This window comes from Thauera sp. 27 (assembly GCF_000310125.2).
Classification (GTDB): domain Bacteria; phylum Pseudomonadota; class Gammaproteobacteria; order Burkholderiales; family Rhodocyclaceae; genus Thauera; species Thauera mechernichensis.
On record NZ_AMXB01000032.1, the window covers coordinates 1 to 22404 of the forward strand.

Here is a 22404-nt window from a genome sequence, read left to right on the forward strand (position 1 = left end):
TCGCGGCTTGCGCCGCTCCTACGGCACCCCGCCGCGGCCGATCACCCTGTAGGAGCGGCGCAAGCCGCGAGGGGCTGAAGGCGACATGGCCGAGGTCGTGGCCTTCAGGCCGGTGGCGCGGGGTCGGTGTGCGGTGGTGTCTGGCCCGGGGGCTCGGCCGTCGACAGCAGCCTGTTCATGAGGGCTCGCAGGCGCGCCGGGCGTACCGGCTTGTGCAGGAACTGCGCGCCTTCGGCCTGGATGCGGGCGAGGGTCTCGGCGGGGGCTGCCGTGCCCAACAGCACGGCTGGGAGCGCCTCGAGGCCGGGGCGGGTGCGGATGTCGGAGACCAGTTGGAGGCCGTTGGCGGCGCCATCGAGGTCGACCAGAAGCAGGTTGGGCCCGACGCCGTCGTTGATGAGGGCGTATGCGTCGTCCGCGCGGCGTGCGGTGATCATGTCGCAGCCCCAGTGCGTCAGCAGATCGGTCAGGGTGCGCTCGGCGGGGACGTCCTCACTCACGAGCAGCACGACAAGGCCGTCGAGGCGGCCGAGTGCGCGGGCGTCGTCATGCGCCCGGATGGCTTCCGCTGCGGTGCCCGCAGGGACCTCGATGGCGAATACCGATCCGCGGCCGGGGGCGGAGCGCAATTCGACCACGAGCCCGAGCAGGTCGGTCAGCCGGCGTACGATCGCCAGGCCGAGGCCGAGGCCCTTGTCGCGCGCGCGTTCCGGGTTGTCGAGCTGGACGAACTCCTGAAAGATGATGTGCTGCTCATCCGCTGCGATCCCTCGTCCGCTGTCGCGGATTTCGATGCGCAGGCGGGTGCCGCGTCGGCGGCAGGCGATCAGTACGCTGCCTTGTTCGGTGTAGCGGATGGCATTGCTGACCAGGTTGGAGACGATGCGCTCGAGCAGGTGGGGGTCGGTGTGGGCACGGCACGGCGGGCAGTGCAGGCGCAGTCGCAGGCCGCGTGCCTGAGCTGCGGCCGAATAGCCGTGTGCGATGCGTTCGAGGCAGGCATGGAGGTCGAAGTGCGTGGGGGCGGGGTTGAGCACCCCGGCGTCGAGGCGGGAAATGTCGAGCAGGCTGTCGAGCAGGCTTTCCATGGCCTCTGCCGACGCCGAGATGCGCTCGGTGATCCGCCGGCTGCGTTGATCCAGGCCCTGCTGCTGGAGTTCGGAGAGGAACAGCCCCAGCGCATGCAATGGCTGGCGCAAGTCGTGGCTGGCGGCGGCGAGGAAACGCGACTTCGCGAGGTTGGCGCGCTCGGCCTCTTCCTTGCGTGCGCGCAATTGTGCGGTGGCGTCATCGATGCGCTGTGACATGGATGCATGCACGTTGGCCAGCCGTTCGGCCATCTCATTGACGCCCTCTGCAAGCCTGCGCAGGCTGCCACCGCCCTGTACGGGTACCCGTTCGTGCAGCCGGCCCTGGCCAATGCGCTGCACCGTCTCGGCCACGCTGCGGATTGGCCCGGTGACGCTGCGGCTCATGCTGCGCACGAGGAGCAGGCTGCCGAGGGCAACGACAAGGAGCCAGCCGGCACCGATCCACAGGAGTTCGATCTGGCGCTTCTGCAGGCGTTCGAGCGAGAGGTCGACCACGACCGTGCCCATCGGGGGTGGTTGCCAGCTGCTGGCGTTACCCGGTTCGAGCTCCAGGCTGGTGATGCCACCGGTAGCGGGCAGCGCACTCGAGGCGATCGGTTCTACGATGCGCAGCCAGCGTCCAGCGCCATTGTGATGGATCAAGGGGGCCGGCGCGGCCGGCGCCAGCGGCCATTCGGTGGCCGGTTTGCCCGCTGTGGCCAACAGCCTGCCGTCCGCGGCCAGGATCGCGACGCCGAGCACGTCATCGGCGGTGAGCAGGGCGTTGCCCAGCTGTTGCAGTGATTGCAGGTCGCCCGAGAAGACGGCGTACTCGCTTCCTGCCGCGAGTTGGCGGGCGTGGGCTTGCGCGCGGGCGAGCAGGGCTTCGTCGAGGTCCGCCAGCCGCAGGCTGACGTGGGTGGCGGTCATCAAGGTGGCGAGCACGATCGTCGGCATCAGGGCGACGAAGGTGACGCGGGCGCGTACGCCCCAGTTGCGCATCCGCTTCATCATGGCACATTGCCCGCTTCGATGGCTTTCAGTCCGCGGTGAAGGGCCTCGGCACTTGGCAGGTCGAGCCCCAGGGAGCGTGCGACGGTAGTGTTGACTTCGACTTCGTACAGGCCAGGCCTGGCAGGCGGTGGCAGCGCTGCACCGGCAAGCGTGTGCAGGGCCAGGGTGGCGGCTTCGGTGCCGACCTGGTCCGGGGTCGTGTACAGGCCGATGACCGCGCCCGCTCGCACGAAGGCAGCCGAGTAGCCGAGTACGGGCGAGCGCAGTCTGAAGGCGGTCAGCAGCACGTTGTGTGCAGTGTGCATGTGATAGATGCGGGGGTCCGGCACGGTGATGAGGACGGCGGGTTCGGCCATCGTCGTGCGCAATGCGGTGTAGAGACCACGGTCGTCCTCGATCACGGCGCTGGATACCGAGAGCGCGTGCGCCTGGGCGCCTTGTTCGATAGCCTTCGCGAGTTGTGCGCTGTCGGGGCTGGCGATGAGGGCGATGCGATCGTAGTCGGGGAGTGCGAGCCGGACGAGGCCAAGCTGGCGTTCGACAGGTTGGTCGAGGACGATGGCCGTGCGCGGCAGCATGCTGGGGCGTGCCGGCAAGGCTGCGAATGCCTGCTGGGACAGCAGGACGTGAAGCAGCGGGGCGGGGGGGTCGAGCGCGGTCGCAGTCTGCGCGGCGCGGCTGCCGATCGTGATCACCAGGTCGGCTGGCGGGAGCGCTTCGGCGGGGCTGTCGGCGGTGGAGAGGCGGGTCTCGATGTCGACGGCGGCAGGCCCAGCCGTCAGCGTGCGCCGCAGGGCGGCGAGCGTTTCCGCGTGGATGCCTTCGTCGCCGCTCGAGATCACGAGGATGCGCCCCGCGGCGAAGCCAGGCGCCGATAGCAGCAGGCTGCACACGACAAGCGCGGCAACGACGACGCTCGCCATCAGCGGGCGCCCGGCAATGCGAATGGAATCAATGGCGCCGCCGCCTGGAGTTGCGCCTTGCGTCATCGTCGCCCGCCTTCGGAGCCCGCGGCAGGTGTCACGTGCCGCGGGCAGGACGGGGCGTTGAGGCAAACTGTCATGGTGCGGCGACGGCTGTGCAGGTAGGGTGGCAAGCTTTCGATTGTCCTCCGTTTCTCGCGTTCGGCATAGGGTTTGCCGGTATGCGGCGTGCTATCCTCGGCGCCCTTGGCCGTGGCCGGCGTAACGCTTGGTGTGGGGTGGAAAGTGACTGCGATCCTGATTGTGGAAGACCATGCGCTGGTGCGCGAAGCGATGGTGCAGGGATTGGGCAGGCTTGGAGCCGGTGTGCGCTGTATCGAGGCGGGCAGTGCGGACGAGGCGCTCGCGTGCCTGGATGCGGAGGGCAGTGTGGACCTGGCGGTTGTCGACCTGATGCTGCCGGAAATGAGCGGGTTCTCCCTGCTTGCGATCCTCGGCAAGCGCTTTCCGGACATGCCGGCCATCGTAGTGTCGGCGATGGATGACGAGGCGTCCGTCCGTCGCGCCATGAAGGCAGGGGCGTCGGGTTTCGTGTCGAAATCGAGTTCCGGCGACACGCTGCTGCAAGCCGTGCGCGAGGTGCTGGACGGCGGCGTGCCCACGCCGCCCCGGTTCGCGCCGGCGGCGCCGACGCCCAGGCGCGCCCGCCCGCTGGCAGAGCAATATGGCCTCACCACGGCTCAGGCGAGGGTGCTCGAGTTGCTCGCGAATGGGTCGACGAACCGGGAGATCGCCGACTCGCTGGGCCTGTCCGAAGGGACGGTCAAGGTGCACATGACAGCCATCTTCCGCGCTCTGGGGGTGGTCAATCGGGCGCAGGCGCTGGTGGCGATCGCCCGCAGCGGAACGCGCCTCTAGCGTCGACTGCGTTCAGTGCGAGCGGCGGTCGCTGTGCGCGAGGCGCAGCGGCATGTCGGCAGCAGGCAGTTGCTCGGATGCTTGTTCGAGATCGTAGAGTCCGGTGTCGTCAACGAAGTCGATTTCCAGGACTTCGAGCACCTGGCGCGCGATTGCGCGGCATGCATTGGCAAGCGGGGTCGGCAACTGCTCGGGGATCTGCTTCTGCAACAGCAGCTTGGATGAAGAGAGCGCGTTGACCGGGCGCAGGATGCGATGCTTGTAGGCGCCCATGAGCTGCGCCACGCTGCGGTCCGCAGCCTCGCGTTGCCAGGCATTGTGCGGCCACTGCGTGGGCACCGCGTAGGCGCGCGGAAACATCTCGAGGTCGCGCGCGACGGTGCGGATGTCCTCGTGCGATTCGCGGAAGGGCAGCAGCACGATGTCGGACAGGGCGTAGAGCTTGCGGTCCATCTCCGTGCGGTTGCCGCCGCCGTCGATGACTCCGATCCAGTCCTCGAGCCCGCGTAGCTTGTCGACGACCTTCGTGAGTGCGTCGCGTGTGCGTGCGTCGGCGATCACATAGCGGCGGCCGGTGGGTACGAGGGGTTCGCGCGATGTGTCTGTAAGCACGCAGGCGGCGCGTTGGCCCAGCAGCCCGAGGCCCTGGCACAGCATGTGCGAAAGCGTGGTCTTGCCTGTGCCGCCCTTGTTGCCGATGACGCAAATGATCTCAGCCATGAATGTCCATCCTGAACTCGGAGTACCCGCGAAGGGATGAGCAGGATTATCGGCCCGGCTGTCAGCCCCCGAGCCCGGAAAAAGCGTGCTTTAGTACCCCCATTTCCGCCTAAGAGGCATGTGGGCGGCTGCTGATCCGGTAGGCATGCAGTCGCGTGCGCCGCCGGTCGTCGACGTCGATGACGAAGTCCGCCTCGCAATCGGGCACCGGGAAGCTGTTGCTCACCAGCAGGCTGCCCGGGCGCATCTCGGCGCAGGCCTTGTGCCATACCGCCGCCATCGGAACAGGGGACAGGAAGGCGTACACGACGTCGTAGTGCGCCCATGAGTGTGCGAAGAGGTCGCTGCGTTCAAACGTGACGTTGGGGATGCCCGCACACAGCGCCCTGCCGAGCAGCCAGGGGGCTGGTGCGAGCTCGACGCCGACGAAGCTGCAGTCGGGTCGTGTACGCGCAAGCGGCCGCAGCAGTGTGCCGGTGCCGGCGCCAATGTCGAGCACGCGTGCAGGTTCATCGGGCAGCAGGCGCAGCACGGCCGCTGCGGTGGCGGCATTGCTCAGATAGAGCGGCACCTGCGTCCGGAAGCTGGTCCAGTAGATCAGCAGCAGTGCGACGAATGCGGCGAGATACCAGGCGGGATCGAGGGCGAGTCGATGCGCCATGACGGCCATCGGCAGGAAGAGCAGGTGGATGAGCAGCCACCAGCGCGCACTGCCGAGCATGCCCGAGGCCAGCGCGGCGATGCCGGCCTGGGACAGCACCAGCGGCCACAGGCCGGTGACCAGTCCAGTCCGGGCAAGGGCGTAGGCACCGGCGCAGCCGGCCAGCTGGGCGACGAGGGCCATTAGGGCTGGTGCGTGTCTGATGGGGAAGGGCACGATCGCAGGCTGGGTGAGCGCCCGGTAGCGGGCGGTAGAGCGCGGATCATAGCCCGCAGAGATCGGGTGAGCTGGCCTGGGGTAAAAAAATTTCAGAAAGTGTTTGACACTTCGTGGGGTGAGCACTATAGTGCGGGGCTTCCCGACGGAGGGATACCCAAGCGGTCAACGGGATCAGACTGTAAATCTGACGGCTCAGCCTTCGAAGGTTCGAATCCTTCTCCCTCCACCAGATGCATCGTGTTGCCAGGTGAAGTTCTGTCCTGATCAACACAAGTGGTTGTAGTGAATCGATTGCAGCTTGCTGCGTCGTGGTAAGTGCGGGTGTAGCTCAATGGTAGAGCAGAAGCCTTCCAAGCTTATGACGAGGGTTCGATTCCCTTCACCCGCTCCAGATGTGCTGCGTTTGTACTGTTTCGGAGCCCTTGTAGCTCAGTGGTAGAGCACTCCCTTGGTAAGGGAGAGGCCACGTGTTCAATCCACGTCAAGGGCACCACTCATTTTCTGCCTGGCCTGGCGCGGCGGCCAATATTGTTGGCTGCCGCACTGGTTTTTCTGGTTCTGATTTTAAGGATAGCGATATGGCTAAGGGTAAGTTTGAGCGGACGAAGCCGCACGTGAACGTTGGCACGATTGGCCACGTTGACCACGGCAAGACCACGCTGACCGCTGCGATCACCACGATTCTGTCGAAGAAGTTCGGTGGTGAGGCGAAGGCCTATGACCAGATCGACGCGGCGCCCGAAGAAAAGGCGCGCGGCATCACCATCAACACCGCGCACGTCGAGTACGAAACCGCTGCTCGCCACTACGCGCACGTTGACTGCCCGGGCCACGCCGACTACGTCAAGAACATGATTACCGGTGCTGCCCAGATGGACGGCGCGATCCTGGTGTGCTCGGCCGCTGACGGCCCGATGCCGCAGACGCGCGAGCACATCCTGCTGGCCCGTCAGGTTGGCGTGCCGTACATCATCGTCTTCCTGAACAAGTGCGACATGGTCGACGACGAAGAGCTGCTCGAGCTGGTCGAGATGGAAGTGCGCGAGCTGCTGTCGAAGTACGACTTCCCGGGCGACGACATTCCCATCGTCAAGGGTTCGGCGCTGAAGGCGCTCGAAGGCGACCAGTCGCCGATCGGCGAGCCGGCAATCCTGGCGCTGGCCGATGCGCTGGATTCGTACATCCCGACGCCCGAGCGCGCCATCGACAAGCCCTTCCTGCTGCCGATCGAAGACGTGTTCTCGATCTCGGGTCGTGGCACCGTGGTGACCGGTCGTGTCGAGCGTGGCATCGTCAAGGTTGGCGAGGAAATCGAGATCGTCGGCATCAAGGCCACGGTCAAGACCACCTGCACCGGCGTTGAAATGTTCCGCAAGCTGCTCGACCAGGGTCAGGCCGGCGACAACGTTGGCGTGCTGCTGCGCGGCACCAAGCGTGAAGACGTCGAGCGTGGCCAGGTGCTGTGCAAGCCGGGTTCGATCAAGCCGCACACGCACTTCACGGGCGAAGTGTATGTGCTGTCGAAGGAAGAGGGTGGTCGTCACACCCCGTTCTTCAACAACTACCGCCCGCAGTTCTACTTCCGTACCACGGACGTGACCGGTTCGATCGAGCTGCCCGAGGGCACCGAGATGGTCATGCCGGGCGACAACGTGTCGATCACCGTCAAGCTGATCGCCCCGATCGCCATGGAAGAAGGTCTGCGCTTCGCCATCCGTGAAGGCGGTCGTACCGTCGGCGCCGGCGTGGTTGCCAAGATCATCGAGTAATTTGCTCGATCCGGGGGAGGGGCCTGCAGCCTCTCCCCTTGCTCTTTTCGCTCTTTCAGCTCTTTAGGAACAACATCATGCAAAACCAGAAGATCCGCATCCGCCTCAAGGCTTTCGATTACCGTCTGATTGACCAGTCGGCGCTCGAGATCGTCGATACCGCCAAGCGCACCGGTGCGGTTGTTCGTGGTCCGGTTCCGCTGCCGACCCGCATCGAGCGCTTTGACCTGCTGCGCTCGCCGCACGTCAACAAGGCATCGCGCGACCAGATGGAAATTCGTACCCACCAGCGCCTGATGGACATCATCGATCCGACCGACAAGACCGTCGATGCGCTGATGAAGCTGGACCTCCCCGCAGGTGTGGATGTCGAGATCAAGCTCCAGTAAGCGTAATCCGCTTGCGGAAGTTTGGAACGGGCCGGTATAATCCGGCCTTTGTGCCTTTTGGCGCAATAATTTGACCCCCGGTCAATCGCAACCGGGATTCAGGAGAAAAAAATGAGTCTAGGCCTTGTTGGACGCAAGGTCGGCATGACTCGCATCTTTGCTGAGGATGGTCGTACCATCCCGGTTACGGTGCTTGACGTGTCGGATAATCGTGTGTCCCAGATCAAGACGATTGAGACCGATGGCTACGCCGCGGTCCAGGTCGCATACGGCAAGCGTCGCGCGAGCCGCATCACCAAGCCGGTCGCGGGGCATCTCGCGAAGGCGGGCGTCGAGCCCTGCCGCGGCATCAAGGAGTTTCGTGTCGAGGCCGAGCAGGCTGGTGGCATGAATGCCGGTGATGCAATCGGTGCGGATCTCTTCCAGGTCGGGCAGAAGGTCGATGTGACCGGCGTGACGATCGGTAAGGGTTTCTCTGGTCCGATCAAGCGTCACAACTTCTCGTCGAACCGTGCGTCGCACGGTAACTCGATCTCGCACAACTCCCCGGGTTCGATCGGTATGGCTCAGGATCCGGGTCGCGTTTTCCCGGGTAAGCGCATGGCTGGTCAGTACGGCAACGTGCAGCGCACCACCCAGGGTCTCGAGATCGTCCGTGTTGATGTCGAGCGCCAGCTCCTTCTCGTGAAGGGTGCGGTGCCGGGTGCCAAGGGTGGCGACGTTGTCGTCCGTCCGGCGGTCAAGGCCTGAGGAGCGCGCAATGGAATTGAAGCTATTGAATGAGCAGGGCCAGGCAGCATCGACGCTCGAGGCGTCGGATGTGCTGTTCGGTCGTGACTACAACGAAGCCCTGGTGCACCAGGTCGTCACCGCCTATCTGGCGAATGCGCGCTCGGGTAACCGCAAGCAGAAGGGCCGTTCGGAGATCGCCAAGTCGACCCGCAAGCCCTTCCGCCAGAAGGGTACGGGCAATGCGCGTGCCGGTATGGCCTCGAGCCCGCTGTGGCGCGGGGGCGGCAAGATCTTCCCGAATTCGCCTGACGAGAACTTCACTCAGAAGGTCAACCGCAAGATGTACCGCGCTGGCGTTGCTGCGATCCTGTCGCAGCTGGCGCGCGAGGATCGCCTTGCCGTGGTCGAGAGCTTCAGCGTCGAGGCGCCGAAGACGCGACTGCTGTCGCAGAAGCTCAAGGGTATGGGCCTGGATTCCGTCCTGGTCATTACCGACGAAATGGACGAGAACCTGTTCCTCTCTTCGCGCAACCTCCACCAGGTGCTGGTGCTCGAGGTGAGCGAGGCGGATCCGGTGTCGCTCGTGCGTTTCCCGAAGGTGCTGGTCACCAAGGGCGCGCTGGCGAAGATGGAGGAAGCGTGGCAATGAGCGCGATCAGTCAGGAACGTCTGCTGCAGGTGCTGCTCGCCCCGCAGATCTCCGAGAAGGCGACTTTTGTCGCCGACAAGAACGAGCAGGTGGTGTTCAAGGTCGCTTCCGATGCAACCAAGCCCGAAGTGAAGGCGGCTGTCGAGTCGCTCTTCAAGGTCGAGGTGAAGTCGGTGCAGATCCTGAACGTGAAGGGCAAGGCCAAGCGCTTTGGCAAGACCATGGGTCGCCGCAAGGACTGGAAGAAGGCCTTCGTGTGCCTGAAGCCCGGTCAGGAAATCAACTTCGCGGCGGGGGAGTGATAGATCATGGCAATCGTTAAACTCAAGCCTACGTCAGCAGGCCGTCGTGCCCAGGTCAAGGTGGTTAACCCCGACCTGTACAAGGGTCGCCCGGTCGCAGCGCTGGTCGAGAAGCAGAGCAAGAATGCTGGTCGTAACAACAACGGCCGCATCACCGTGCGTCACCAGGGTGGCGGTCACAAGCAGCACTATCGCCTGGTCGATTTCCGTCGCAACAAGGATGGTATCCCGGCGAAGGTCGAGCGCATCGAGTACGACCCGAACCGCTCGGCGCACATTGCGCTGCTGTGCTACGCCGATGGCGAGCGTCGCTACATCATCGCCCCGCGTGGCGTCGAGGTTGGTCAGCAGCTCGTGAGCGGGTCCGAGGCGCCGATCAAGCCCGGTAATGCGCTGCCGATCCGCAACATTCCTGTGGGTTCGACCATTCACTGCATCGAGATGGTTCCTGGCAAGGGCGCACAACTTGCGCGTGCGGCGGGTACCTCGGTTCAGTTGCTGGCCCGCGAAGGCACCTACGCGCAGCTTCGTCTGCGCTCGGGTGAAATTCGTCGAGTGCACGTCGAGTGCCGTGCGACGATCGGTGAGGTCGGCAACGGCGAGCACGGTCTGCGCAAGATCGGCAAGGCTGGTGCGAACCGCTGGCGCGGTATCCGCCCGACCGTTCGTGGTGTGGCGATGAACCCGGTGGATCACCCGCACGGTGGTGGCGAAGGCCGTACCGGCGAAGCGCGCGAGCCGGTGAGCCCGTGGGGTACGCCGAGCAAGGGTTATCGGACGCGTTCGAACAAGCGCACCGACAACATGATCGTGCAGCGTCGTCACAAGCGTTAAGGGGTAAAAGATGGCACGTTCTATCAAGAAAGGCCCGTTCATCGACGCGCACCTGCTCAAGAAGGTCGACGCGGCTCGGACGAGCAACGACAAGCGCCCGATCAAGACCTGGTCGCGCCGTTCCACGGTGCTGCCGGACTTCATCGGTCTGACGATCGCGGTGCACAACGGCAAGCAGCATATTCCGGTGTTCGTGACCGAGAACATGGTTGGTCACAAGCTGGGCGAATTCGCGCTGACGCGTACCTTCAAGGGTCACGCTGCCAGCAAGAAGGCCAAGCGATAAGGGGACGACATGGAAACCAAAGCAATTCTCCGTGGCGTTCGCCTGTCGGCTCAGAAGGGCCGCCTGGTTGCCGACCTGGTCCGCGGCATGCCCGTCGGCCGTGCGCTCGACACGCTCGCCTTCTCGCCCAAGAAGGGCGCGAAGATCATCCGCAAGGTGCTCGAGTCGGCAATTGCCAACGCTGAGCACAACGACGGTGCCGATATCGACGCGCTGAAGGTCAAGACCATTCACGTGGAAGAGGGCATGACGCTCAAGCGCTTCACCGCGCGTGCGAAGGGTCGCGGCAACCGCATCCTGAAGCCCACCTGCCACGTCTACCTGACCGTTGGCGAGTAAGGAGTAAACATGGGTCAGAAAATCCATCCCACTGGCTTCCGTCTCGCCGTAACGCGTGACTGGGGCTCGCGCTGGTTCGCCAACAGCAAGGACTTCTCGGGCATGCTGCACGAGGACTTGAAAGTTCGTGATTACCTGAAGAAGCGTCTCGCGCACGCTTCGGTTGGTCGCGTGACGATCGAGCGTCCGGCCAAGAATGCACGCATCACCCTGTTCAGCGCCCGTCCTGGTGTCGTCATCGGCAAGAAGGGCGAGGATATCGAGGCGCTCAAGCGTGATCTGCAGAAGATCATGGGTGTGCCGGTTCACGTCAACATCGAGGAAGTGCGCAAGCCGGAACTCGATGCCAAGCTCGTGGCCGACTCGATTGCTCAGCAGCTCGAGAAGCGCATCATGTTCCGCCGCGCCATGAAGCGTGCGATGCAGAACGCCATGCGCCTCGGCGCCCAGGGTATCAAGATCATGAGCTCGGGCCGTCTGAATGGTGCGGAAATCGCTCGTACCGAGTGGTACCGTGAAGGTCGTGTGCCGCTGCACACGCTGCGCGCCAACATCGACTACGGTGTTTCGGAAGCGAAGACCACCTACGGCATCATTGGCATCAAGGTCTGGGTGTTCAAGGGCGAGATGCTTGGCCGTAACGAACAGCCCGTGGCTGCAGAGCCCGAAGCCGACAACCGCCGTGGCCGTCGTGGCGCTCCCCGTGACGGCGAGCGTCCGGGTCGCCGCCCCGCCCGTCGTGGCGAAGGCCGGCAAGAAGATAGCAGGAGTGAATGATGCTGCAGCCGACTAGAAGGAAGTATCGGAAGGAGCAGAAAGGCCGTAACACTGGCGTCGCCACGCGTGGCGCCAAGGTGTCGTTCGGCGAGTACGGGCTCAAGGCGGTCGGTCGCGGTCGTCTGACGGCGCGCCAGATCGAGTCGGCACGTCGTGCCATGACGCGTCACATCAAGCGCGGTGGCCGCATCTGGATCCGCATTTTCCCGGACAAGCCGATCTCCAAGAAGCCCGCCGAAGTGCGGATGGGTAACGGCAAGGGTAACCCGGAGTACTGGGTTGCCGAGATCCAGCCGGGCAAGGTGCTCTATGAAATGGATGGCGTGGCCGAAGAGCTCGCTCGTGAAGCTTTCCGGCTTGCCGCCGCCAAGCTGCCGATCGAGACCGTGTTCGTGACCCGTCAGATTGGGGGTTGAACATGAAGGCCAATGAACTCCGCGCCAAGAGCGCTGAAGAGTTGAACAAGGAATTGCTCGAGCTGCTGAAGGCACAGTTCTCGCTGCGCATGCAGCATGCCACCCAGCAACTTGGCAACACGAGTCAGATCGGGAAGGTGCGTCGCGACATCGCGCGTGTCCGTACCATCCTGCGCGAAAAGGCGGGTCAGCAATGAGCGAACAAGTCGAGAAGGTTCGCCGCGCGCTGGTTGGGCGTGTGGTTAGCGACAAGATGCAGAAGACCGTGACGGTCCTCGTCGAACGTCGGGTGAAGCACCCGCTGTACGGCAAGATCATCACCCGTTCGGCGAAGTACCATGCCCACGTGGAAGATGGTATCGCCGCCGAAGGCGATCTGGTCGAGATCGAGGAATGCCGTCCGATCTCGCGCACCAAGACCTGGCGCGTTGCCAAGGTGCTCGAGAAGGCACGCATCATCTGAACTGAGTAACAAGCAAGGTGCAGAAAAACAGCTTGGCGCGACAGCGCCAGGCTGTTATACTTTTGCCTCTTTGCTCCGGGGCTCGCTCGGGGCATCCTACCCTGACGGGTTCCAAGACTGTCCGCACATGCGGGATAAGTTGGAGATACTTTCATGATTCAAATGCAGTCCAAGCTGGACGTCGCCGATAACTCCGGTGCGCGCTCGGTGATGTGCATCAAGGTCCTGGGTGGTTCGAAGCGCCGCTACGCTGGCGTGGGCGACATCATCAAGGTCACCGTGAAGGATGCTGCGCCGCGTGGTCGCGCCAAGAAGGGCGATGTCTATAACGCGGTTGTCGTGCGTACCGCCAAGGGCGTCCGTCGTCCCGATGGTTCGCTGATCAAGTTCGATGGCAACGCGGCCGTGCTTCTGAACAACAAGCTGGAGCCGATCGGCACCCGTATCTTCGGGCCGGTCACTCGTGAGCTGCGTACCGAGCGCTTCATGAAGATCGTCTCGCTCGCGCCCGAAGTGCTCTGAGGAGTCCTTAGATGAACAAGATCCGCAAGGGTGACGAAGTTTTGGTACTGACGGGCAAGGATCGCGGCCGTCGCGGTACCGTGCTGCGCCGCGTCGATGACGAGCGCGTCGTGGTCGAGGGTGTGAATCGGGTGAAGAAGCATGTGCGCCCGAATCCGCTCAAGGGTGAGGTGGGTGGCATTGTCGAAAAGGAAATGCCGATCCACGTGTCGAATGTCGCGCTGTTCAATCCCGCCACCCAGAAGGGTGATCGCGTCGGGATCAAGACGCTTGAAGACGGCCGCAAGGTTCGTTTCTTCAAGTCGAACGGCGAGCTGGTGAACGCCTAAGGAGTGACGATGGCTCGCTTGCAACAGGTTTACAAGGACGAAGTCGCGCCGGCGCTCAAGCAGCAGTTCGGCTACAAGTCCGTGATGGAGATCCCGCGTATCACCAAGATCACCCTGAACATGGGTGTCGGTGAGGCGGTGGGTGACAAGAAGATCCTCGAGAATGCGCTCGGCGACATGACCAAGATTGCCGGTCAGAAGCCGGTGTCGACCAAGGCTCGCAAGTCGATTGCGGGTTTCAAGATCCGTGACGGCTATCCGATCGGTTGCATGGTCACCCTGCGTGGTCCGCGCATGTTCGAGTTTCTCGATCGTCTGATCACTATCGCGCTGCCGCGCGTGCGTGACTTCCGCGGTATCGCAGCGAAGGGTTTTGACGGTCGTGGCAACTACAACCTCGGTGTCAAGGAGCAGATCATTTTCCCTGAAATCGAGTACGACAAGATCGATGCGCTGCGCGGGATGAACATCAGCATCACGACGACGGCGAAGACCGACGGGGAGGCGCGCGCGCTCCTCGCTGCGTTCAAGTTCCCGTTCAAGAATTGAGGGTCATATGGCGAAACTCGCTCTGATCAATCGCGAAGTGAAGCGCGCCAAGCTGGTGGAGAAGTTCGCCGCCAAGCGTGCCGCCCTGGTCGCAAAGGTCAAGGACAGCAGCCTGTCCGAAGAAGAACGCATGGCTGCACGCCTGGCCCTGCAGCAACTGCCCCGCAACGCCAATCCGACTCGCCAGCGTAATCGTTGCGCGCTCACCGGGCGTCCGCGTGGTGTTTTCCGCAAGTTCGGTCTGTGCCGCAACAAGCTGCGCGAGATCGCTTTCCGCGGCGAAGTCCCTGGCATGACCAAGGCGAGCTGGTAAGGAGAATTCGAAGATGAGTATGTCCGATCCCATCGCCGACATGCTGACGCGCATCCGCAATGGCCAGCAGGCACAGAAGGCATCGGTGTCGATGCCCTCGTCGAAGCTGAAGATTGCGATCGCGAAGGTGTTGCAGGATGAAGGTTACATCGACGGCTTCGCCGTCCGCGACGATGCCGGCAAGGCGTCGCTTGACGTTACGCTGAAGTACTACGCCGGTCGTCCGGTCATCGAGCGCCTTGAGCGCGTGAGCCGTCCCGGCCTGCGCATCTACAAGGGCAGCGACGATCTGCCGCGCGTTATGAACGGCCTTGGCGTGGCCATCGTGTCCACCCCGCGTGGTGTGATGACCGACCGTTCGGCGCGTGCAAACCGCGTTGGCGGCGAAGTCATCTGCCTGGTGGCATAAGGAGGAAGCGATGTCTCGTGTAGCCAAGAATCCGGTGGCGATTCCTCAGGGTGTCGAAGTGACGATCTCCGCTGGTGAGATCGCCGTCAAGGGGCCGCTCGGTACGCTGCGTCAGGCGCTGACCAGCGCCGTCTCGGTCGAGCGCGAAGGTGATGCAGTCGTGTGCAAGGCGCGCGACGGTGTGGCCAACGCCCGTGCGCTTTCGGGTACGACCCGTGCGCTCATCAATAACATGGTGAGCGGTGTCAGCAAGGGTTTCGAGCGCAAGCTCAACCTGGTTGGCGTCGGCTATCGCGCTCAGGCTCAGGGCGACAAGCTCAACCTGTCGCTCGGCTTCTCGCATCCGGTCGTGCATCAGATGCCGGAAGGCGTGAAGGTCGAGACCCCGACCCAGACGGAAATCGTGATCAAGGGTATCGACAAGCAGAAAGTCGGCCAGGTCGCTGCCGAGGTGCGTGCCTACCGCTCCCCCGAGCCCTACAAGGGCAAGGGCGTCCGTTACTCGGACGAGGTGGTGGTGCTCAAGGAAACCAAGAAGAAGTAAGGCGGTTCGTCATGAACAAGAAAGAAACTCGTCTTCGCCGTGCGCGCAAAACTCGCGCCAAGATTGCGGAGCTCAAGGCGGTTCGCCTGACGGTGTTCCGGTCCAACTGCCACATGTACGCCCAGGTCATCGACGGTTCCGGCTCCCGCGTGATTGCGGCCGCCTCGACAGTCGAAGCCGATGTGCGCGCCCAGGTCGCGAACGGCGGCAACAAGGCTGCCGCCGAGCTCGTCGGCAAGCTGATTGCCGAGCGCGCCAAGGCTGCCGGCATCGAGCAGGTCTCGTTTGACCGCTCGGGCTTCCTGTATCACGGCCGCGTCAAGGCGCTGGCCGAGGCTGCCCGCGAAGGCGGCCTCAAGTTCTAAGCGAGGATTCGAATGGCTAAGCAGCAAACCAAACGTGCGCAAGCCTCCGACGAGCGCGATGACGGCCTGAAGGAGAAAATGGTCGCGATCAATCGCGTGACCAAGGTCGTCAAGGGCGGCCGGATCCTCGGCTTCGCCGCGCTGACCGTGGTCGGCGACGGTGACGGTGCGATCGGCATGGGCAAGGGCAAGTCGCGCGAAGTGCCGGTGGCAGTTCAGAAGGCGATGGACGAAGCGCGTCGCAAGATGCGCAAGGTCTCGCTCAAGAACGGCACCCTGCAGCACACTGTTGTCGGCAAGCATGGCGCCGCCTCGGTGCTGATGCAGCCGGCTCCGGCCGGTACCGGCATCATCGCCGGTGGCCCGATGCGCGCAGTGTTCGAAGTGATGGGTGTTACCGATGTGATCTGCAAGTGCATCGGTTCTGCCAATCCCTACAACGTCGTTCGTGCCACGATCAACGGCCTGATGGCGATCAACACCCCGGCGGAGATTGCTGCCAAGCGCGGCAAGTCCGTCGAAGAAATTCTGGGGTAAGCGATGTCGGACAAGAAAATCAAGGTGACGCTCGTCAAGAGCGTGATCGGCACCAAGCAGTCGCACCGCGCCACCGTGCGCGGGCTCGGTCTGCGTCGACTCAACCATACGGTCGAGCTGGCGGATACCCCCGAGGTTCGCGGCATGGTCAACAAGGTGTCCTACCTGGTCAAGTGTGAGGGTTGATATGCGCCTGAATACCATCAAGCCGGGCGAAGGCTCGAAGAAGGCTGCGCGCCGTGTCGGTCGCGGCATGGGTAGCGGCCTCGGCAAGACCTGCGGTCGCGGCCACAAGGGGCAGAAGTCCCGTGCCGGCGGCTTCCACAAGGTCGGCTTCGAGGGCGGTCAGATGCCCTTGCAGCGTCGTCTGCCGAAGCGCGGTTTCGTTTCGCTGACGCGTGCGCGCAATGTCGAGGTGCGTCTGTCCGAACTGGACAAGCTGCCCATCGATGAAGTCGATCTGCTGACGCTCAAGCAGGCGGGCGTGATCGCGGCTGACGCACTGTCGGCGAAGGTCGTGCTTTCCGGCGCCATCAACCGTAAGGTTGTGCTGCGCGGTGTCGGTGCTACCCAGGGTGCCAAGGCGGCGATCGAAGCCGCTGGTGGTTCCGTGGCGGCCGAGTAAACAGGGAAAACGATTGTGGCGAATACTGCTGCCACGCTCGGAAAGCCGGGGCGGTTCGGCGACCTGAAGCGTCGCCTGCTGTTTCTGCTGGGCGCGCTGATCGTCTACCGCATCGGCGCGCACATTCCTGTCCCGGGTATCGATCCCGAGCGTCTGGCTGAGTTGTTCCAGTCGCAGGCGGGCGGCATCCTCGGGGTGTTCAACCTGTTCTCCGGCGGCGCGCTGTCGCGTTTCACCATCTTCGCGCTGGGCATCATGCCCTACATTTCCGCGTCGATCATCATGCAGTTGATGACGGTGGCGGTACCGTATCTCGAGGCGTTGAAGAAGGAAGGCGAGGCTGGGCGACGCAAGATCACGCAGTACACCCGCTACGGCACGCTCGTCCTTGCTTTTGCTCAGGCGCTCGGTATTTCGATTGCGCTCGAGGGGCAGCCGGGTCTGGTGCTGGATCCGGGGCTGATGTTCCGTTTCGTTACCGTGGCGACGCTGGTGACTGGCACGATGTTCCTGATGTGGATGGGTGAGCAGATCACCGAGCGCGGTATCGGAAACGGTATTTCGTTGATCATCTTCGCGGGGATTGTGGCTGGACTGCCGAGTGCGATCGGTGGGCTGTTCGAGCTGGTTCGTACCGGCGCGATGCATCCCTTCACGGCGCTCTTCATCTGCGTGCTGGTTGTGCTGGTGACCGGGTTCGTGGTGTTCGTGGAGCGGGGGCAGCGCAAGATTCTGGTGAACTACGCCAAGCGGCAGGTCGGCAACAAGGTGTATGGCGGGCAAAGCTCCCATCTGCCCCTGAAGCTGAACATGTCGGGTGTGATTCCGCCGATTTTTGCGTCGAGCATCATCCTGTTCCCGGCGACCTTGGGTCAGTGGTTTGGTTCGTCTGAGGGTATGTACTGGTTGCGGGATATCGCATCCACACTGTCTCCAGGACAGCCGATCTACGTGATGCTGTACGCGCTGGCAATCGTGTTCTTCTGTTTCTTCTACACCGCGCTCGTGTTCAACGCGCGTGAGACGGCGGACAACCTGAAGAAGAGTGGTGCGTTCGTGCCTGGCATTCGTCCGGGTGACCAGACGGCGCGCTACATTGACAAGATTCTCATGCGGCTGACGTTGGCCGGGGCGGTGTATATCACCCTGGTCTGCCTGCTGCCGGAGTTCCTGATCCTGAAGTGGAACGTTCCGTTCTATTTCGGCGGCACCTCGCTGCTGATCATCGTGGTGGTCACGATGGACTTCATGGCCCAGGTACAGGCGTTTGCGATGTCGCACCAGTACGAGAGTCTGCTGAAGAAGGCGAATTTCAAGGGGGCGGGCTTCCCGGGCAGGTAGAACCATGGCGAAGGAAGATGTCATTGAGATGCAAGGTGAGGTTACTGAGAACCTCCCGAATGCAACATTCCGCGTCAGGCTCGAGAACGGTCACATGGTGCTTGGGCACATCTCCGGAAAGATGCGGATGCACTACATCCGCATCCTCCCTGGCGATAAGGTGACCGTCCAGCTTACCCCCTACGACCTGACCAAGGGCCGGATCGTGTTCCGGACCAAGTGAAGATAAGAGAAACAGGAGCAAGACCATGAGAGTCCAGGCATCGGTAAAGCGGCTCTGCCGCAACTGCAAGATCATCCGCCGCAAGGGTGTGGTTCGCGTCATTTGTAGCGATCCGCGGCACAAGCAACGCCAGGGTTGATTAGATCAACTTAAGGCTTTAGAATTTAACGTTTTTCGCTTTGGGGTATACGGATGGCCCGTATTGCTGGGGTAAACATTCCCAATCACAAGCATGCCGAGATCGCGCTGACCGCCATCTATGGGATCGGCCGTTCGCGTGCTCAGAAGGTTTGCGACGCTGCCGGTATCCAGCGTTCGGTCAAGGTCAAGGACCTGACTGAATCGGATATGGAGAAGCTGCGTGACGAAGTCGCTCGGTTCGTTGTCGAGGGTGACCTGCGTCGTGAAGTGACGATGAACATCAAGCGACTGATGGACCTGGGCTGCTATCGCGGCGTGCGTCATCGTCGCGGCCTGCCGATGCGTGGTCAGCGTACCCGCACGAACGCCCGCACCCGCAAGGGCCCGCGCAAGGCGATCGCCGGCAAGAAGTAATAGGAACCGATAATGGCTAAGACTGGAACGAAGGTTCGTAAGAAGGTCAAGAAGAACGTCGCGGAAGGCATCGCGCACGTTCACGCGAGCTTCAATAATACGATCATCACCATCACCGACCGTCAGGGCAACGCGCTGTCGTGGGCGACCTCGGGTGGCGCTGGCTTCAAGGGTTCGCGCAAGAGCACCCCGTTCGCTGCCCAGGTGGCTGCAGAAGCAGCTGGCAAGGTGGCACAGGAGTGCGGTATCAAGAACCTCGAGGTTCGCATCAAGGGCCCGGGCCCAGGTCGCGAGTCTTCGGTTCGTGCGCTCAACGCGCTGGGGATCAAGATTTCCAGCATCACGGACATCACCCCCATTCCGCACAACGGCTGCCGTCCGCCGAAGAAGCGTCGTATCTGACAAGGAGTTGATAAGTGGCTCGTAATCTCGATCCCAAGTGCCGTCAGTGCCGTCGCGAAGGCGAAAAGCTGTTTCTGAAGGGCGAAAAGTGTTTTACCGACAAGTGCGCGATTGAGCGCCGTGCCTACGCGCCTGGCCAACACGGTCAGCGCTCGGGGCAGCGTCTGTCGGGTTACGGTGTGCAACTGCGCGAGAAGCAGAAGATCCGTCGTCTGTACGGCGTGCTCGAGCGTCAGTTCCGTCGTGTGTATTCCGAAGCTGACCGTCGTCGTGGCCAGACCGGCGAGAACCTGCTTCAGTTGCTCGAAGGTCGTCTGGATTCGGTGGCCTACCGCATGGGTTTTGGCGCTTCGCGTGCTGAGGCTCGTCAGGTTGTGCGCCACAACGGCGTTCTGGTCAATGGCAAGCGCGTCAACATCCCGTCGTATGTCGTTCGTCCGGGCGATGTCGTGGAGCTGACCGAGCGCGCCCGTGGGCACCTGCGTGTCAAGGCTGCGCTCGAAGCGGCTGAGTCGCGCGGGTTCCCGGAGTGGCTGGAAGTCGACGCCAAGGCTGGCAAGGGTACGTTCAAGGCCTATCCGGTGCGCAGCGAACTGCCGGCAACGATCAACGAAGGCCTGGTTGTGGAACTGTACTCCCGTTGATCGGGAGTCTGAGCCTCTTCTAGTTCCGAGGGAATGCTGATGCAAAGCAATGCACTGCTGAAACCGCGCATCATCGACGTCCAGAGCACCTCGCCTGTCCAGGCGCGGGTGACGATGGAGCCGTTCGAGCGCGGGTTCGGTCACACGCTGGGGAATGCGCTGCGGCGCATCCTCCTGTCGTCGCTGCCTGGCCATGCGGCCACGGAAGTGACGATCGAAGGTGTGCTCCATGAGTACTCGACGCTTGACGGCGTGCGCGAGGACATCGTCGACCTGCTGCTCAACCTCAAGGGCGTGGTGTTCAAGCTGAACGGCCGTGCCGATGTAACCGTGCGGCTGGCGAAGTCCGGCGAGGGCGTTGTCACCGCGGCCGACATCGAGCTCGGTCACGACGTCGAGATCATCAACCCGGATCACGTGATCGCCCACCTTGCTCCGGGCGGAAAGCTCGACATGCAGATCAAGGTCGAGCAGGGCCGTGGCTATGTTCCGGGTAATGCACGTCCGCAGAGCGCCGAGAGCAAGAGCATCGGGCACATCGTGCTTGATGCTTCGTTCGGGCCGGTGCGTCGCGTCAGCTATCTCGTCGAGAGCGCTCGCGTCGAGCAGCGTACCGATCTGGACCGGCTGATCATCGATATCGAGACCAATGGTGCGGTCGACCCCGAAGAGGCCATCCGCTACGCCGCGCGCGTGCTGATGGACCAGCTCTCGGTGTTTGCCGACCTCGAGGGTACTCAGCCCGAGCGCGAGGTGGCGCCGTCGGTGACCATCGATCCGGTGCTCATGCGCCCGGTCGATGATCTGGAATTGACGGTGCGTTCGGCGAACTGCCTGAAGGCCGAGAACATCTACTACATCGGTGACCTGATCCAGCGCACCGAGACCGAGCTGCTCAAGACCCCGAACCTGGGTCGCAAGTCGCTCAACGAGATCAAGGAAGTACTGGCCTCCCGCGGGCTTACCCTTGGCATGAAACTGGAAAACTGGCCGCCGGCCGGGCTTGAAAAGCTCGGTTGAGACGCCGGGCAAGTGAGGAATTGAAATGCGTCACCGTAATGGTCTTCGCAAGCTGAATCGTACCAGCAGCCACCGCCAGGCGATGTTCCGCAACATGGCCAACTCGCTGCTGCAACACGAAGTCATCAAGACGACCCTGCCGAAGGCGAAGGAACTTCGCCGTGTGGTCGAGCCGATGATCACCCTGGGCAAGAAGCCCAGTCTCGCCAACCGCCGTCTGGCTTTCGACCGCCTGCGCGACCGTGACATGGTCGTCAAGCTGTTCGACGAGCTGGGCCCGCGCTACGCCGCCCGCAACGGTGGTTACCTGCGTATCCTGAAGTGCGGTTTCCGTGATGGCGACAATGCACCGATGGCTTACGTCGAGCTGCTGGATCGCCCCGACGTGGAAGCGGTCGAGGTCGAGGACGCCGAGGCGGCTTGAGCCGTCGCGAGCAACCGAATAAAAAACCGGGCAGCGCCCGGTTTTTTTTCGTGATCAGCAATCACGACTTTAACAACGGGCTTTGCTGAAGGGGCGAGCGTATGGGCGTGACATTGGTGACGGGTGGGGCGGGTTACATTGGGTCCCATACCTGCGTGGAATTGCTCGCGGCCGGGCGTGACGTGGTCGTGATCGATGATCTCTCGAACTCTTCGCCCGAAGCGCTGCGGCGTATCGAGGAGCTTGGCGGGCGCCCGTTGGCTGGGTTCGTCGAAGCAGACGTGCGCGATCGTCGCGCGTTGGAGGGCATTTTTGCCGCGCACGAGGTGGAGGCGGTTATCCACTTTGCGGCGCGTAAGGCGGTCGGAGAGTCGGTGGCACAGCCGCTCGCCTACTATGACAACAATCTTCAGGGCTTGCTGAGTGTGCTGCAGGCGATGGATGCCGCGGACTGCCGGAGGATGGTGTTCAGCTCTTCAGCGACGGTGTATGGCGATCCCGCAAGCGTGCCCATCCGCGAGGATTTTCCCACTACGGCGACCAATCCTTACGGCTGGACGAAGCTGATGGGAGAGCAGATCCTGCGCGATCTGGCGAATGCAGATGGACGCTGGAACGTGGTTCTGCTGCGCTACTTCAATCCAGTAGGGGCCCACTCGAGCGGGCGAATCGGCGAAGACCCGGAGGGTTTGCCGAATAACCTGATGCCTTTTGTAAGTCAGGTAGCGGTGGGTCGACTCGAACGCCTGCGGGTGTTCGGTGACGACTATCCGACGCCTGACGGTACCGGCGTGCGCGACTACATTCACGTTGTCGATCTCGCGCTCGGGCACCTGCGGGCACTGGAGCGTATCGACACGCTGGCCGGTGTCACGACGCTCAATCTCGGCACTGGGCGCGGCTACAGCGTACTCGAGATGGTGCGTGCGTTCGAGCTTGCGTGCGGTCGGCCGGTGCCATACGACATCGTGGCGCGTCGGCCGGGTGACATCGCCGCATGCTGGGCCGATCCAGCGCGAGCCCAGGCGATGCTGGGCTGGAAGGCCGAGCGGGGGTTGGCGGCGATGTGCGAGGATGCGTGGCGCTGGCAGCGCATGAACCCGCTGGGGTATCGAGGCTGA

Annotated in this window: 36 protein-coding genes and 3 tRNA genes; 35 read left to right on the forward strand and 4 right to left on the reverse strand. The window is 63.0% G+C overall.

From position 1 onward, the window contains the following. Positions 1–104: 104 nt before the first annotated feature. Both B447_RS15935 and B447_RS15940 read right to left on the reverse strand, forming a co-directional pair. Positions 105–2081 (reverse strand): hybrid sensor histidine kinase/response regulator, encoded by a 1977-nt coding sequence (locus B447_RS15935; protein WP_002942728.1) that lies wholly within the window; start codon positions 2079–2081, stop codon positions 105–107. Beyond that, a complete protein-coding gene (locus B447_RS15940; RefSeq protein WP_002942729.1) occupies positions 2081–3073 on the reverse strand; it encodes an ABC transporter substrate-binding protein in 993 nt (330 codons plus the stop codon). The genes B447_RS15935 and B447_RS15940 overlap by 1 nt, the downstream gene beginning before the upstream one ends. Positions 3074–3292: 219 nt before the next feature. On the opposite strand from B447_RS15940, the gene B447_RS15945 reads away from it, so the two are divergent. Beyond that, a complete protein-coding gene (locus B447_RS15945; RefSeq protein ID WP_002931542.1) occupies positions 3293–3925 on the forward strand; it encodes a response regulator transcription factor in 633 nt (210 codons plus the stop codon). Positions 3926–3937: 12 nt separating this feature from the next. Here B447_RS15945 and B447_RS15950 read toward each other — a convergent pair whose 3' ends face one another. Continuing rightward, positions 3938–4645 (reverse strand): hypothetical protein, encoded by a 708-nt coding sequence (locus B447_RS15950; RefSeq protein ID WP_002931545.1) that lies wholly within the window; start codon positions 4643–4645, stop codon positions 3938–3940. Positions 4646–4754: 109 nt separating this feature from the next. Then, complete coding sequence (locus tag B447_RS15955) at positions 4755–5489, reverse strand: class I SAM-dependent methyltransferase (RefSeq protein WP_002942730.1); 735 nt, start codon at positions 5487–5489, stop codon at positions 4755–4757. Positions 5490–5669: 180 nt separating this feature from the next. Here B447_RS15955 and B447_RS15960 point away from each other — a divergent pair. The 34 genes from B447_RS15960 (at position 5670) to galE (ending at position 22404) form a co-directional block, all read left to right on the forward strand. Then, a tRNA-Tyr gene (locus B447_RS15960) sits at positions 5670–5754 on the forward strand. Positions 5755–5842: 88 nt separating this feature from the next. Further along, positions 5843–5916 (forward strand) — tRNA-Gly (locus B447_RS15965). A gap of 27 nt (positions 5917–5943) precedes the next feature. Next, positions 5944–6018 (forward strand) — tRNA-Thr (locus B447_RS15970). A gap of 85 nt (positions 6019–6103) precedes the next feature. Beyond that, complete coding sequence (gene tuf / locus B447_RS15975) at positions 6104–7294, forward strand: elongation factor Tu (protein WP_002931549.1); 1191 nt, start codon at positions 6104–6106, stop codon at positions 7292–7294. 77 nt (positions 7295–7371) lie between these two features. Further along, entirely contained in the window at positions 7372–7683 is a 312-nt protein-coding gene (gene rpsJ, locus B447_RS15980) for a 30S ribosomal protein S10 (RefSeq protein ID WP_002931577.1), read from the forward strand. A gap of 111 nt (positions 7684–7794) precedes the next feature. Further along, entirely contained in the window at positions 7795–8433 is a 639-nt protein-coding gene (gene rplC, locus B447_RS15985; protein ID WP_002942731.1) for a 50S ribosomal protein L3, read from the forward strand. Positions 8434–8443: 10 nt separating this feature from the next. Further along, complete coding sequence (gene rplD, locus B447_RS15990) at positions 8444–9064, forward strand: 50S ribosomal protein L4 (RefSeq protein WP_002942733.1); 621 nt, start codon at positions 8444–8446, stop codon at positions 9062–9064. Beyond that, complete coding sequence (rplW, locus tag B447_RS15995; protein WP_002931584.1) at positions 9061–9366, forward strand: 50S ribosomal protein L23; 306 nt, start codon at positions 9061–9063, stop codon at positions 9364–9366. The genes rplD and rplW overlap by 4 nt, the downstream gene beginning before the upstream one ends. A 6-nt stretch (positions 9367–9372) precedes the next feature. After that, positions 9373–10200, forward strand: a complete 828-nt coding sequence (rplB, locus tag B447_RS16000; protein WP_002931586.1) for a 50S ribosomal protein L2 — start codon at positions 9373–9375, stop codon at positions 10198–10200. Positions 10201–10210: 10 nt separating this feature from the next. Further along, the gene (gene rpsS, locus B447_RS16005) at positions 10211–10486 is read left to right on the forward strand and encodes a 30S ribosomal protein S19 (RefSeq protein ID WP_002931587.1); all 276 of its coding nucleotides are present in this window, start codon (positions 10211–10213) and stop codon (positions 10484–10486) included. 9 nt (positions 10487–10495) lie between these two features. Further along, positions 10496–10825, forward strand: a complete 330-nt coding sequence (gene rplV / locus B447_RS16010; RefSeq protein WP_002931589.1) for a 50S ribosomal protein L22 — start codon at positions 10496–10498, stop codon at positions 10823–10825. Between the two features lie 9 nt (positions 10826–10834). Then, positions 10835–11602, forward strand: coding sequence for a 30S ribosomal protein S3 (gene rpsC / locus B447_RS16015; RefSeq protein WP_002931590.1), 768 nt, complete (start codon positions 10835–10837; stop codon positions 11600–11602). Beyond that, a complete protein-coding gene (rplP, locus tag B447_RS16020) occupies positions 11602–12018 on the forward strand; it encodes a 50S ribosomal protein L16 (protein WP_002931592.1) in 417 nt (138 codons plus the stop codon). Before rpsC ends, rplP begins: the two co-directional genes overlap by 1 nt. A 2-nt stretch (positions 12019–12020) precedes the next feature. Then, the gene (rpmC, locus tag B447_RS16025; protein WP_002931593.1) at positions 12021–12215 is read left to right on the forward strand and encodes a 50S ribosomal protein L29; all 195 of its coding nucleotides are present in this window, start codon (positions 12021–12023) and stop codon (positions 12213–12215) included. After that, positions 12212–12481 carry a 30S ribosomal protein S17 gene (gene rpsQ, locus B447_RS16030; protein WP_002931595.1) on the forward strand — a complete coding sequence of 90 codons (270 nt, stop codon included), beginning with the start codon at positions 12212–12214 and terminating at the stop codon, positions 12479–12481. Before rpmC ends, rpsQ begins: the two co-directional genes overlap by 4 nt. Before the next feature lie 153 nt (positions 12482–12634). Continuing rightward, positions 12635–13003, forward strand: coding sequence for a 50S ribosomal protein L14 (gene rplN, locus B447_RS16035; protein WP_002931596.1), 369 nt, complete (start codon positions 12635–12637; stop codon positions 13001–13003). A gap of 11 nt (positions 13004–13014) precedes the next feature. Continuing rightward, positions 13015–13332 carry a 50S ribosomal protein L24 gene (rplX, locus tag B447_RS16040; protein WP_002931597.1) on the forward strand — a complete coding sequence of 106 codons (318 nt, stop codon included), beginning with the start codon at positions 13015–13017 and terminating at the stop codon, positions 13330–13332. Positions 13333–13341: 9 nt separating this feature from the next. Continuing rightward, on the forward strand, positions 13342–13881 hold the full coding sequence (gene rplE, locus B447_RS16045; RefSeq protein ID WP_002931598.1) for a 50S ribosomal protein L5: 540 nt from the start codon (positions 13342–13344) through the stop codon (positions 13879–13881). Positions 13882–13888: 7 nt separating this feature from the next. Beyond that, entirely contained in the window at positions 13889–14194 is a 306-nt protein-coding gene (gene rpsN / locus B447_RS16050) for a 30S ribosomal protein S14 (protein ID WP_002931601.1), read from the forward strand. Between the two features lie 13 nt (positions 14195–14207). Beyond that, entirely contained in the window at positions 14208–14603 is a 396-nt protein-coding gene (gene rpsH / locus B447_RS16055) for a 30S ribosomal protein S8 (RefSeq protein ID WP_002942737.1), read from the forward strand. Between the two features lie 10 nt (positions 14604–14613). Continuing rightward, positions 14614–15147 (forward strand): 50S ribosomal protein L6, encoded by a 534-nt coding sequence (rplF, locus tag B447_RS16060; protein WP_002942741.1) that lies wholly within the window; start codon positions 14614–14616, stop codon positions 15145–15147. Between the two features lie 11 nt (positions 15148–15158). Then, positions 15159–15512: a 50S ribosomal protein L18 gene (gene rplR / locus B447_RS16065; RefSeq protein ID WP_002931606.1), complete on the forward strand. Its 354-nt coding sequence runs from the start codon at positions 15159–15161 to the stop codon at positions 15510–15512. Positions 15513–15524: 12 nt separating this feature from the next. Next, positions 15525–16049 (forward strand): 30S ribosomal protein S5, encoded by a 525-nt coding sequence (gene rpsE / locus B447_RS16070; protein ID WP_002931609.1) that lies wholly within the window; start codon positions 15525–15527, stop codon positions 16047–16049. Between the two features lie 3 nt (positions 16050–16052). After that, positions 16053–16235: a 50S ribosomal protein L30 gene (gene rpmD, locus B447_RS16075; RefSeq protein WP_002931611.1), complete on the forward strand. Its 183-nt coding sequence runs from the start codon at positions 16053–16055 to the stop codon at positions 16233–16235. A 1-nt stretch (position 16236) separates the two neighbouring features. Then, on the forward strand, positions 16237–16674 hold the full coding sequence (rplO, locus tag B447_RS16080) for a 50S ribosomal protein L15 (protein ID WP_002931612.1): 438 nt from the start codon (positions 16237–16239) through the stop codon (positions 16672–16674). Between the two features lie 15 nt (positions 16675–16689). Next, entirely contained in the window at positions 16690–18015 is a 1326-nt protein-coding gene (gene secY, locus B447_RS16085) for a preprotein translocase subunit SecY (protein ID WP_002931614.1), read from the forward strand. Between the two features lie 4 nt (positions 18016–18019). Next, positions 18020–18238: a translation initiation factor IF-1 gene (infA, locus tag B447_RS16090; protein ID WP_002931617.1), complete on the forward strand. Its 219-nt coding sequence runs from the start codon at positions 18020–18022 to the stop codon at positions 18236–18238. Positions 18239–18263: 25 nt separating this feature from the next. Then, positions 18264–18377, forward strand: coding sequence for a 50S ribosomal protein L36 (gene rpmJ, locus B447_RS22280; RefSeq protein WP_002931619.1), 114 nt, complete (start codon positions 18264–18266; stop codon positions 18375–18377). Positions 18378–18430: 53 nt separating this feature from the next. Further along, positions 18431–18793, forward strand: coding sequence for a 30S ribosomal protein S13 (gene rpsM / locus B447_RS16095; RefSeq protein ID WP_002931620.1), 363 nt, complete (start codon positions 18431–18433; stop codon positions 18791–18793). A 12-nt stretch (positions 18794–18805) separates the two neighbouring features. Further along, positions 18806–19195, forward strand: a complete 390-nt coding sequence (gene rpsK / locus B447_RS16100; protein ID WP_002931621.1) for a 30S ribosomal protein S11 — start codon at positions 18806–18808, stop codon at positions 19193–19195. Positions 19196–19209: 14 nt separating this feature from the next. Then, on the forward strand, positions 19210–19839 hold the full coding sequence (gene rpsD, locus B447_RS16105) for a 30S ribosomal protein S4 (RefSeq protein ID WP_002931624.1): 630 nt from the start codon (positions 19210–19212) through the stop codon (positions 19837–19839). A gap of 39 nt (positions 19840–19878) precedes the next feature. Next, entirely contained in the window at positions 19879–20859 is a 981-nt protein-coding gene (locus B447_RS16110; RefSeq protein ID WP_002931627.1) for a DNA-directed RNA polymerase subunit alpha, read from the forward strand. Between the two features lie 25 nt (positions 20860–20884). Continuing rightward, on the forward strand, positions 20885–21283 hold the full coding sequence (gene rplQ, locus B447_RS16115; RefSeq protein ID WP_002942745.1) for a 50S ribosomal protein L17: 399 nt from the start codon (positions 20885–20887) through the stop codon (positions 21281–21283). Between the two features lie 101 nt (positions 21284–21384). After that, the gene (gene galE / locus B447_RS16120) at positions 21385–22404 is read left to right on the forward strand and encodes a UDP-glucose 4-epimerase GalE (RefSeq protein WP_002942748.1); all 1020 of its coding nucleotides are present in this window, start codon (positions 21385–21387) and stop codon (positions 22402–22404) included.

Bases quoted from the DNA above. Each gene is read 5' to 3' on its own strand.
- B447_RS15935 (WP_002942728.1), bottom strand. From the start codon at position 2,081: ATGAAGCGGATGCGCAACTGGGGCGTACGCGCCCGCGTCACCTTCGTC.
- B447_RS15940 (WP_002942729.1), bottom strand. From the start codon at position 3,073: ATGACGCAAGGCGCAACTCCAGGCGGCGGCGCCATTGATTCCATTCGC.
- B447_RS15950 (WP_002931545.1), bottom strand. From the start codon at position 4,645: ATGGCTGAGATCATTTGCGTCATCGGCAACAAGGGCGGCACAGGCAAG.
- B447_RS15955 (WP_002942730.1), bottom strand. From the start codon at position 5,489: ATGGCCCTCGTCGCCCAGCTGGCCGGCTGCGCCGGTGCCTACGCCCTT.
- tuf (WP_002931549.1), top strand. From the start codon at position 6,104: ATGGCTAAGGGTAAGTTTGAGCGGACGAAGCCGCACGTGAACGTTGGC.
- rpsJ (WP_002931577.1), top strand. From the start codon at position 7,372: ATGCAAAACCAGAAGATCCGCATCCGCCTCAAGGCTTTCGATTACCGT.
- rplC (WP_002942731.1), top strand. From the start codon at position 7,795: ATGAGTCTAGGCCTTGTTGGACGCAAGGTCGGCATGACTCGCATCTTT.
- rplD (WP_002942733.1), top strand. From the start codon at position 8,444: ATGGAATTGAAGCTATTGAATGAGCAGGGCCAGGCAGCATCGACGCTC.
- rplW (WP_002931584.1), top strand. From the start codon at position 9,061: ATGAGCGCGATCAGTCAGGAACGTCTGCTGCAGGTGCTGCTCGCCCCG.
- rplB (WP_002931586.1), top strand. From the start codon at position 9,373: ATGGCAATCGTTAAACTCAAGCCTACGTCAGCAGGCCGTCGTGCCCAG.
- rpsS (WP_002931587.1), top strand. From the start codon at position 10,211: ATGGCACGTTCTATCAAGAAAGGCCCGTTCATCGACGCGCACCTGCTC.
- rplV (WP_002931589.1), top strand. From the start codon at position 10,496: ATGGAAACCAAAGCAATTCTCCGTGGCGTTCGCCTGTCGGCTCAGAAG.
- rpsC (WP_002931590.1), top strand. From the start codon at position 10,835: ATGGGTCAGAAAATCCATCCCACTGGCTTCCGTCTCGCCGTAACGCGT.
- rplP (WP_002931592.1), top strand. From the start codon at position 11,602: ATGCTGCAGCCGACTAGAAGGAAGTATCGGAAGGAGCAGAAAGGCCGT.
- rpmC (WP_002931593.1), top strand. From the start codon at position 12,021: ATGAAGGCCAATGAACTCCGCGCCAAGAGCGCTGAAGAGTTGAACAAG.
- rpsQ (WP_002931595.1), top strand. From the start codon at position 12,212: ATGAGCGAACAAGTCGAGAAGGTTCGCCGCGCGCTGGTTGGGCGTGTG.
- rplN (WP_002931596.1), top strand. From the start codon at position 12,635: ATGATTCAAATGCAGTCCAAGCTGGACGTCGCCGATAACTCCGGTGCG.
- rplX (WP_002931597.1), top strand. From the start codon at position 13,015: ATGAACAAGATCCGCAAGGGTGACGAAGTTTTGGTACTGACGGGCAAG.
- rplE (WP_002931598.1), top strand. From the start codon at position 13,342: ATGGCTCGCTTGCAACAGGTTTACAAGGACGAAGTCGCGCCGGCGCTC.
- rpsN (WP_002931601.1), top strand. From the start codon at position 13,889: ATGGCGAAACTCGCTCTGATCAATCGCGAAGTGAAGCGCGCCAAGCTG.
- rpsH (WP_002942737.1), top strand. From the start codon at position 14,208: ATGAGTATGTCCGATCCCATCGCCGACATGCTGACGCGCATCCGCAAT.
- rplF (WP_002942741.1), top strand. From the start codon at position 14,614: ATGTCTCGTGTAGCCAAGAATCCGGTGGCGATTCCTCAGGGTGTCGAA.
- rplR (WP_002931606.1), top strand. From the start codon at position 15,159: ATGAACAAGAAAGAAACTCGTCTTCGCCGTGCGCGCAAAACTCGCGCC.
- rpsE (WP_002931609.1), top strand. From the start codon at position 15,525: ATGGCTAAGCAGCAAACCAAACGTGCGCAAGCCTCCGACGAGCGCGAT.
- rpmD (WP_002931611.1), top strand. From the start codon at position 16,053: ATGTCGGACAAGAAAATCAAGGTGACGCTCGTCAAGAGCGTGATCGGC.
- rplO (WP_002931612.1), top strand. From the start codon at position 16,237: ATGCGCCTGAATACCATCAAGCCGGGCGAAGGCTCGAAGAAGGCTGCG.
- infA (WP_002931617.1), top strand. From the start codon at position 18,020: ATGGCGAAGGAAGATGTCATTGAGATGCAAGGTGAGGTTACTGAGAAC.
- rpmJ (WP_002931619.1), top strand. From the start codon at position 18,264: ATGAGAGTCCAGGCATCGGTAAAGCGGCTCTGCCGCAACTGCAAGATC.
- rpsM (WP_002931620.1), top strand. From the start codon at position 18,431: ATGGCCCGTATTGCTGGGGTAAACATTCCCAATCACAAGCATGCCGAG.
- rpsK (WP_002931621.1), top strand. From the start codon at position 18,806: ATGGCTAAGACTGGAACGAAGGTTCGTAAGAAGGTCAAGAAGAACGTC.
- B447_RS16110 (WP_002931627.1), top strand. From the start codon at position 19,879: ATGCAAAGCAATGCACTGCTGAAACCGCGCATCATCGACGTCCAGAGC.
- rplQ (WP_002942745.1), top strand. From the start codon at position 20,885: ATGCGTCACCGTAATGGTCTTCGCAAGCTGAATCGTACCAGCAGCCAC.
- galE (WP_002942748.1), top strand. From the start codon at position 21,385: ATGGGCGTGACATTGGTGACGGGTGGGGCGGGTTACATTGGGTCCCAT.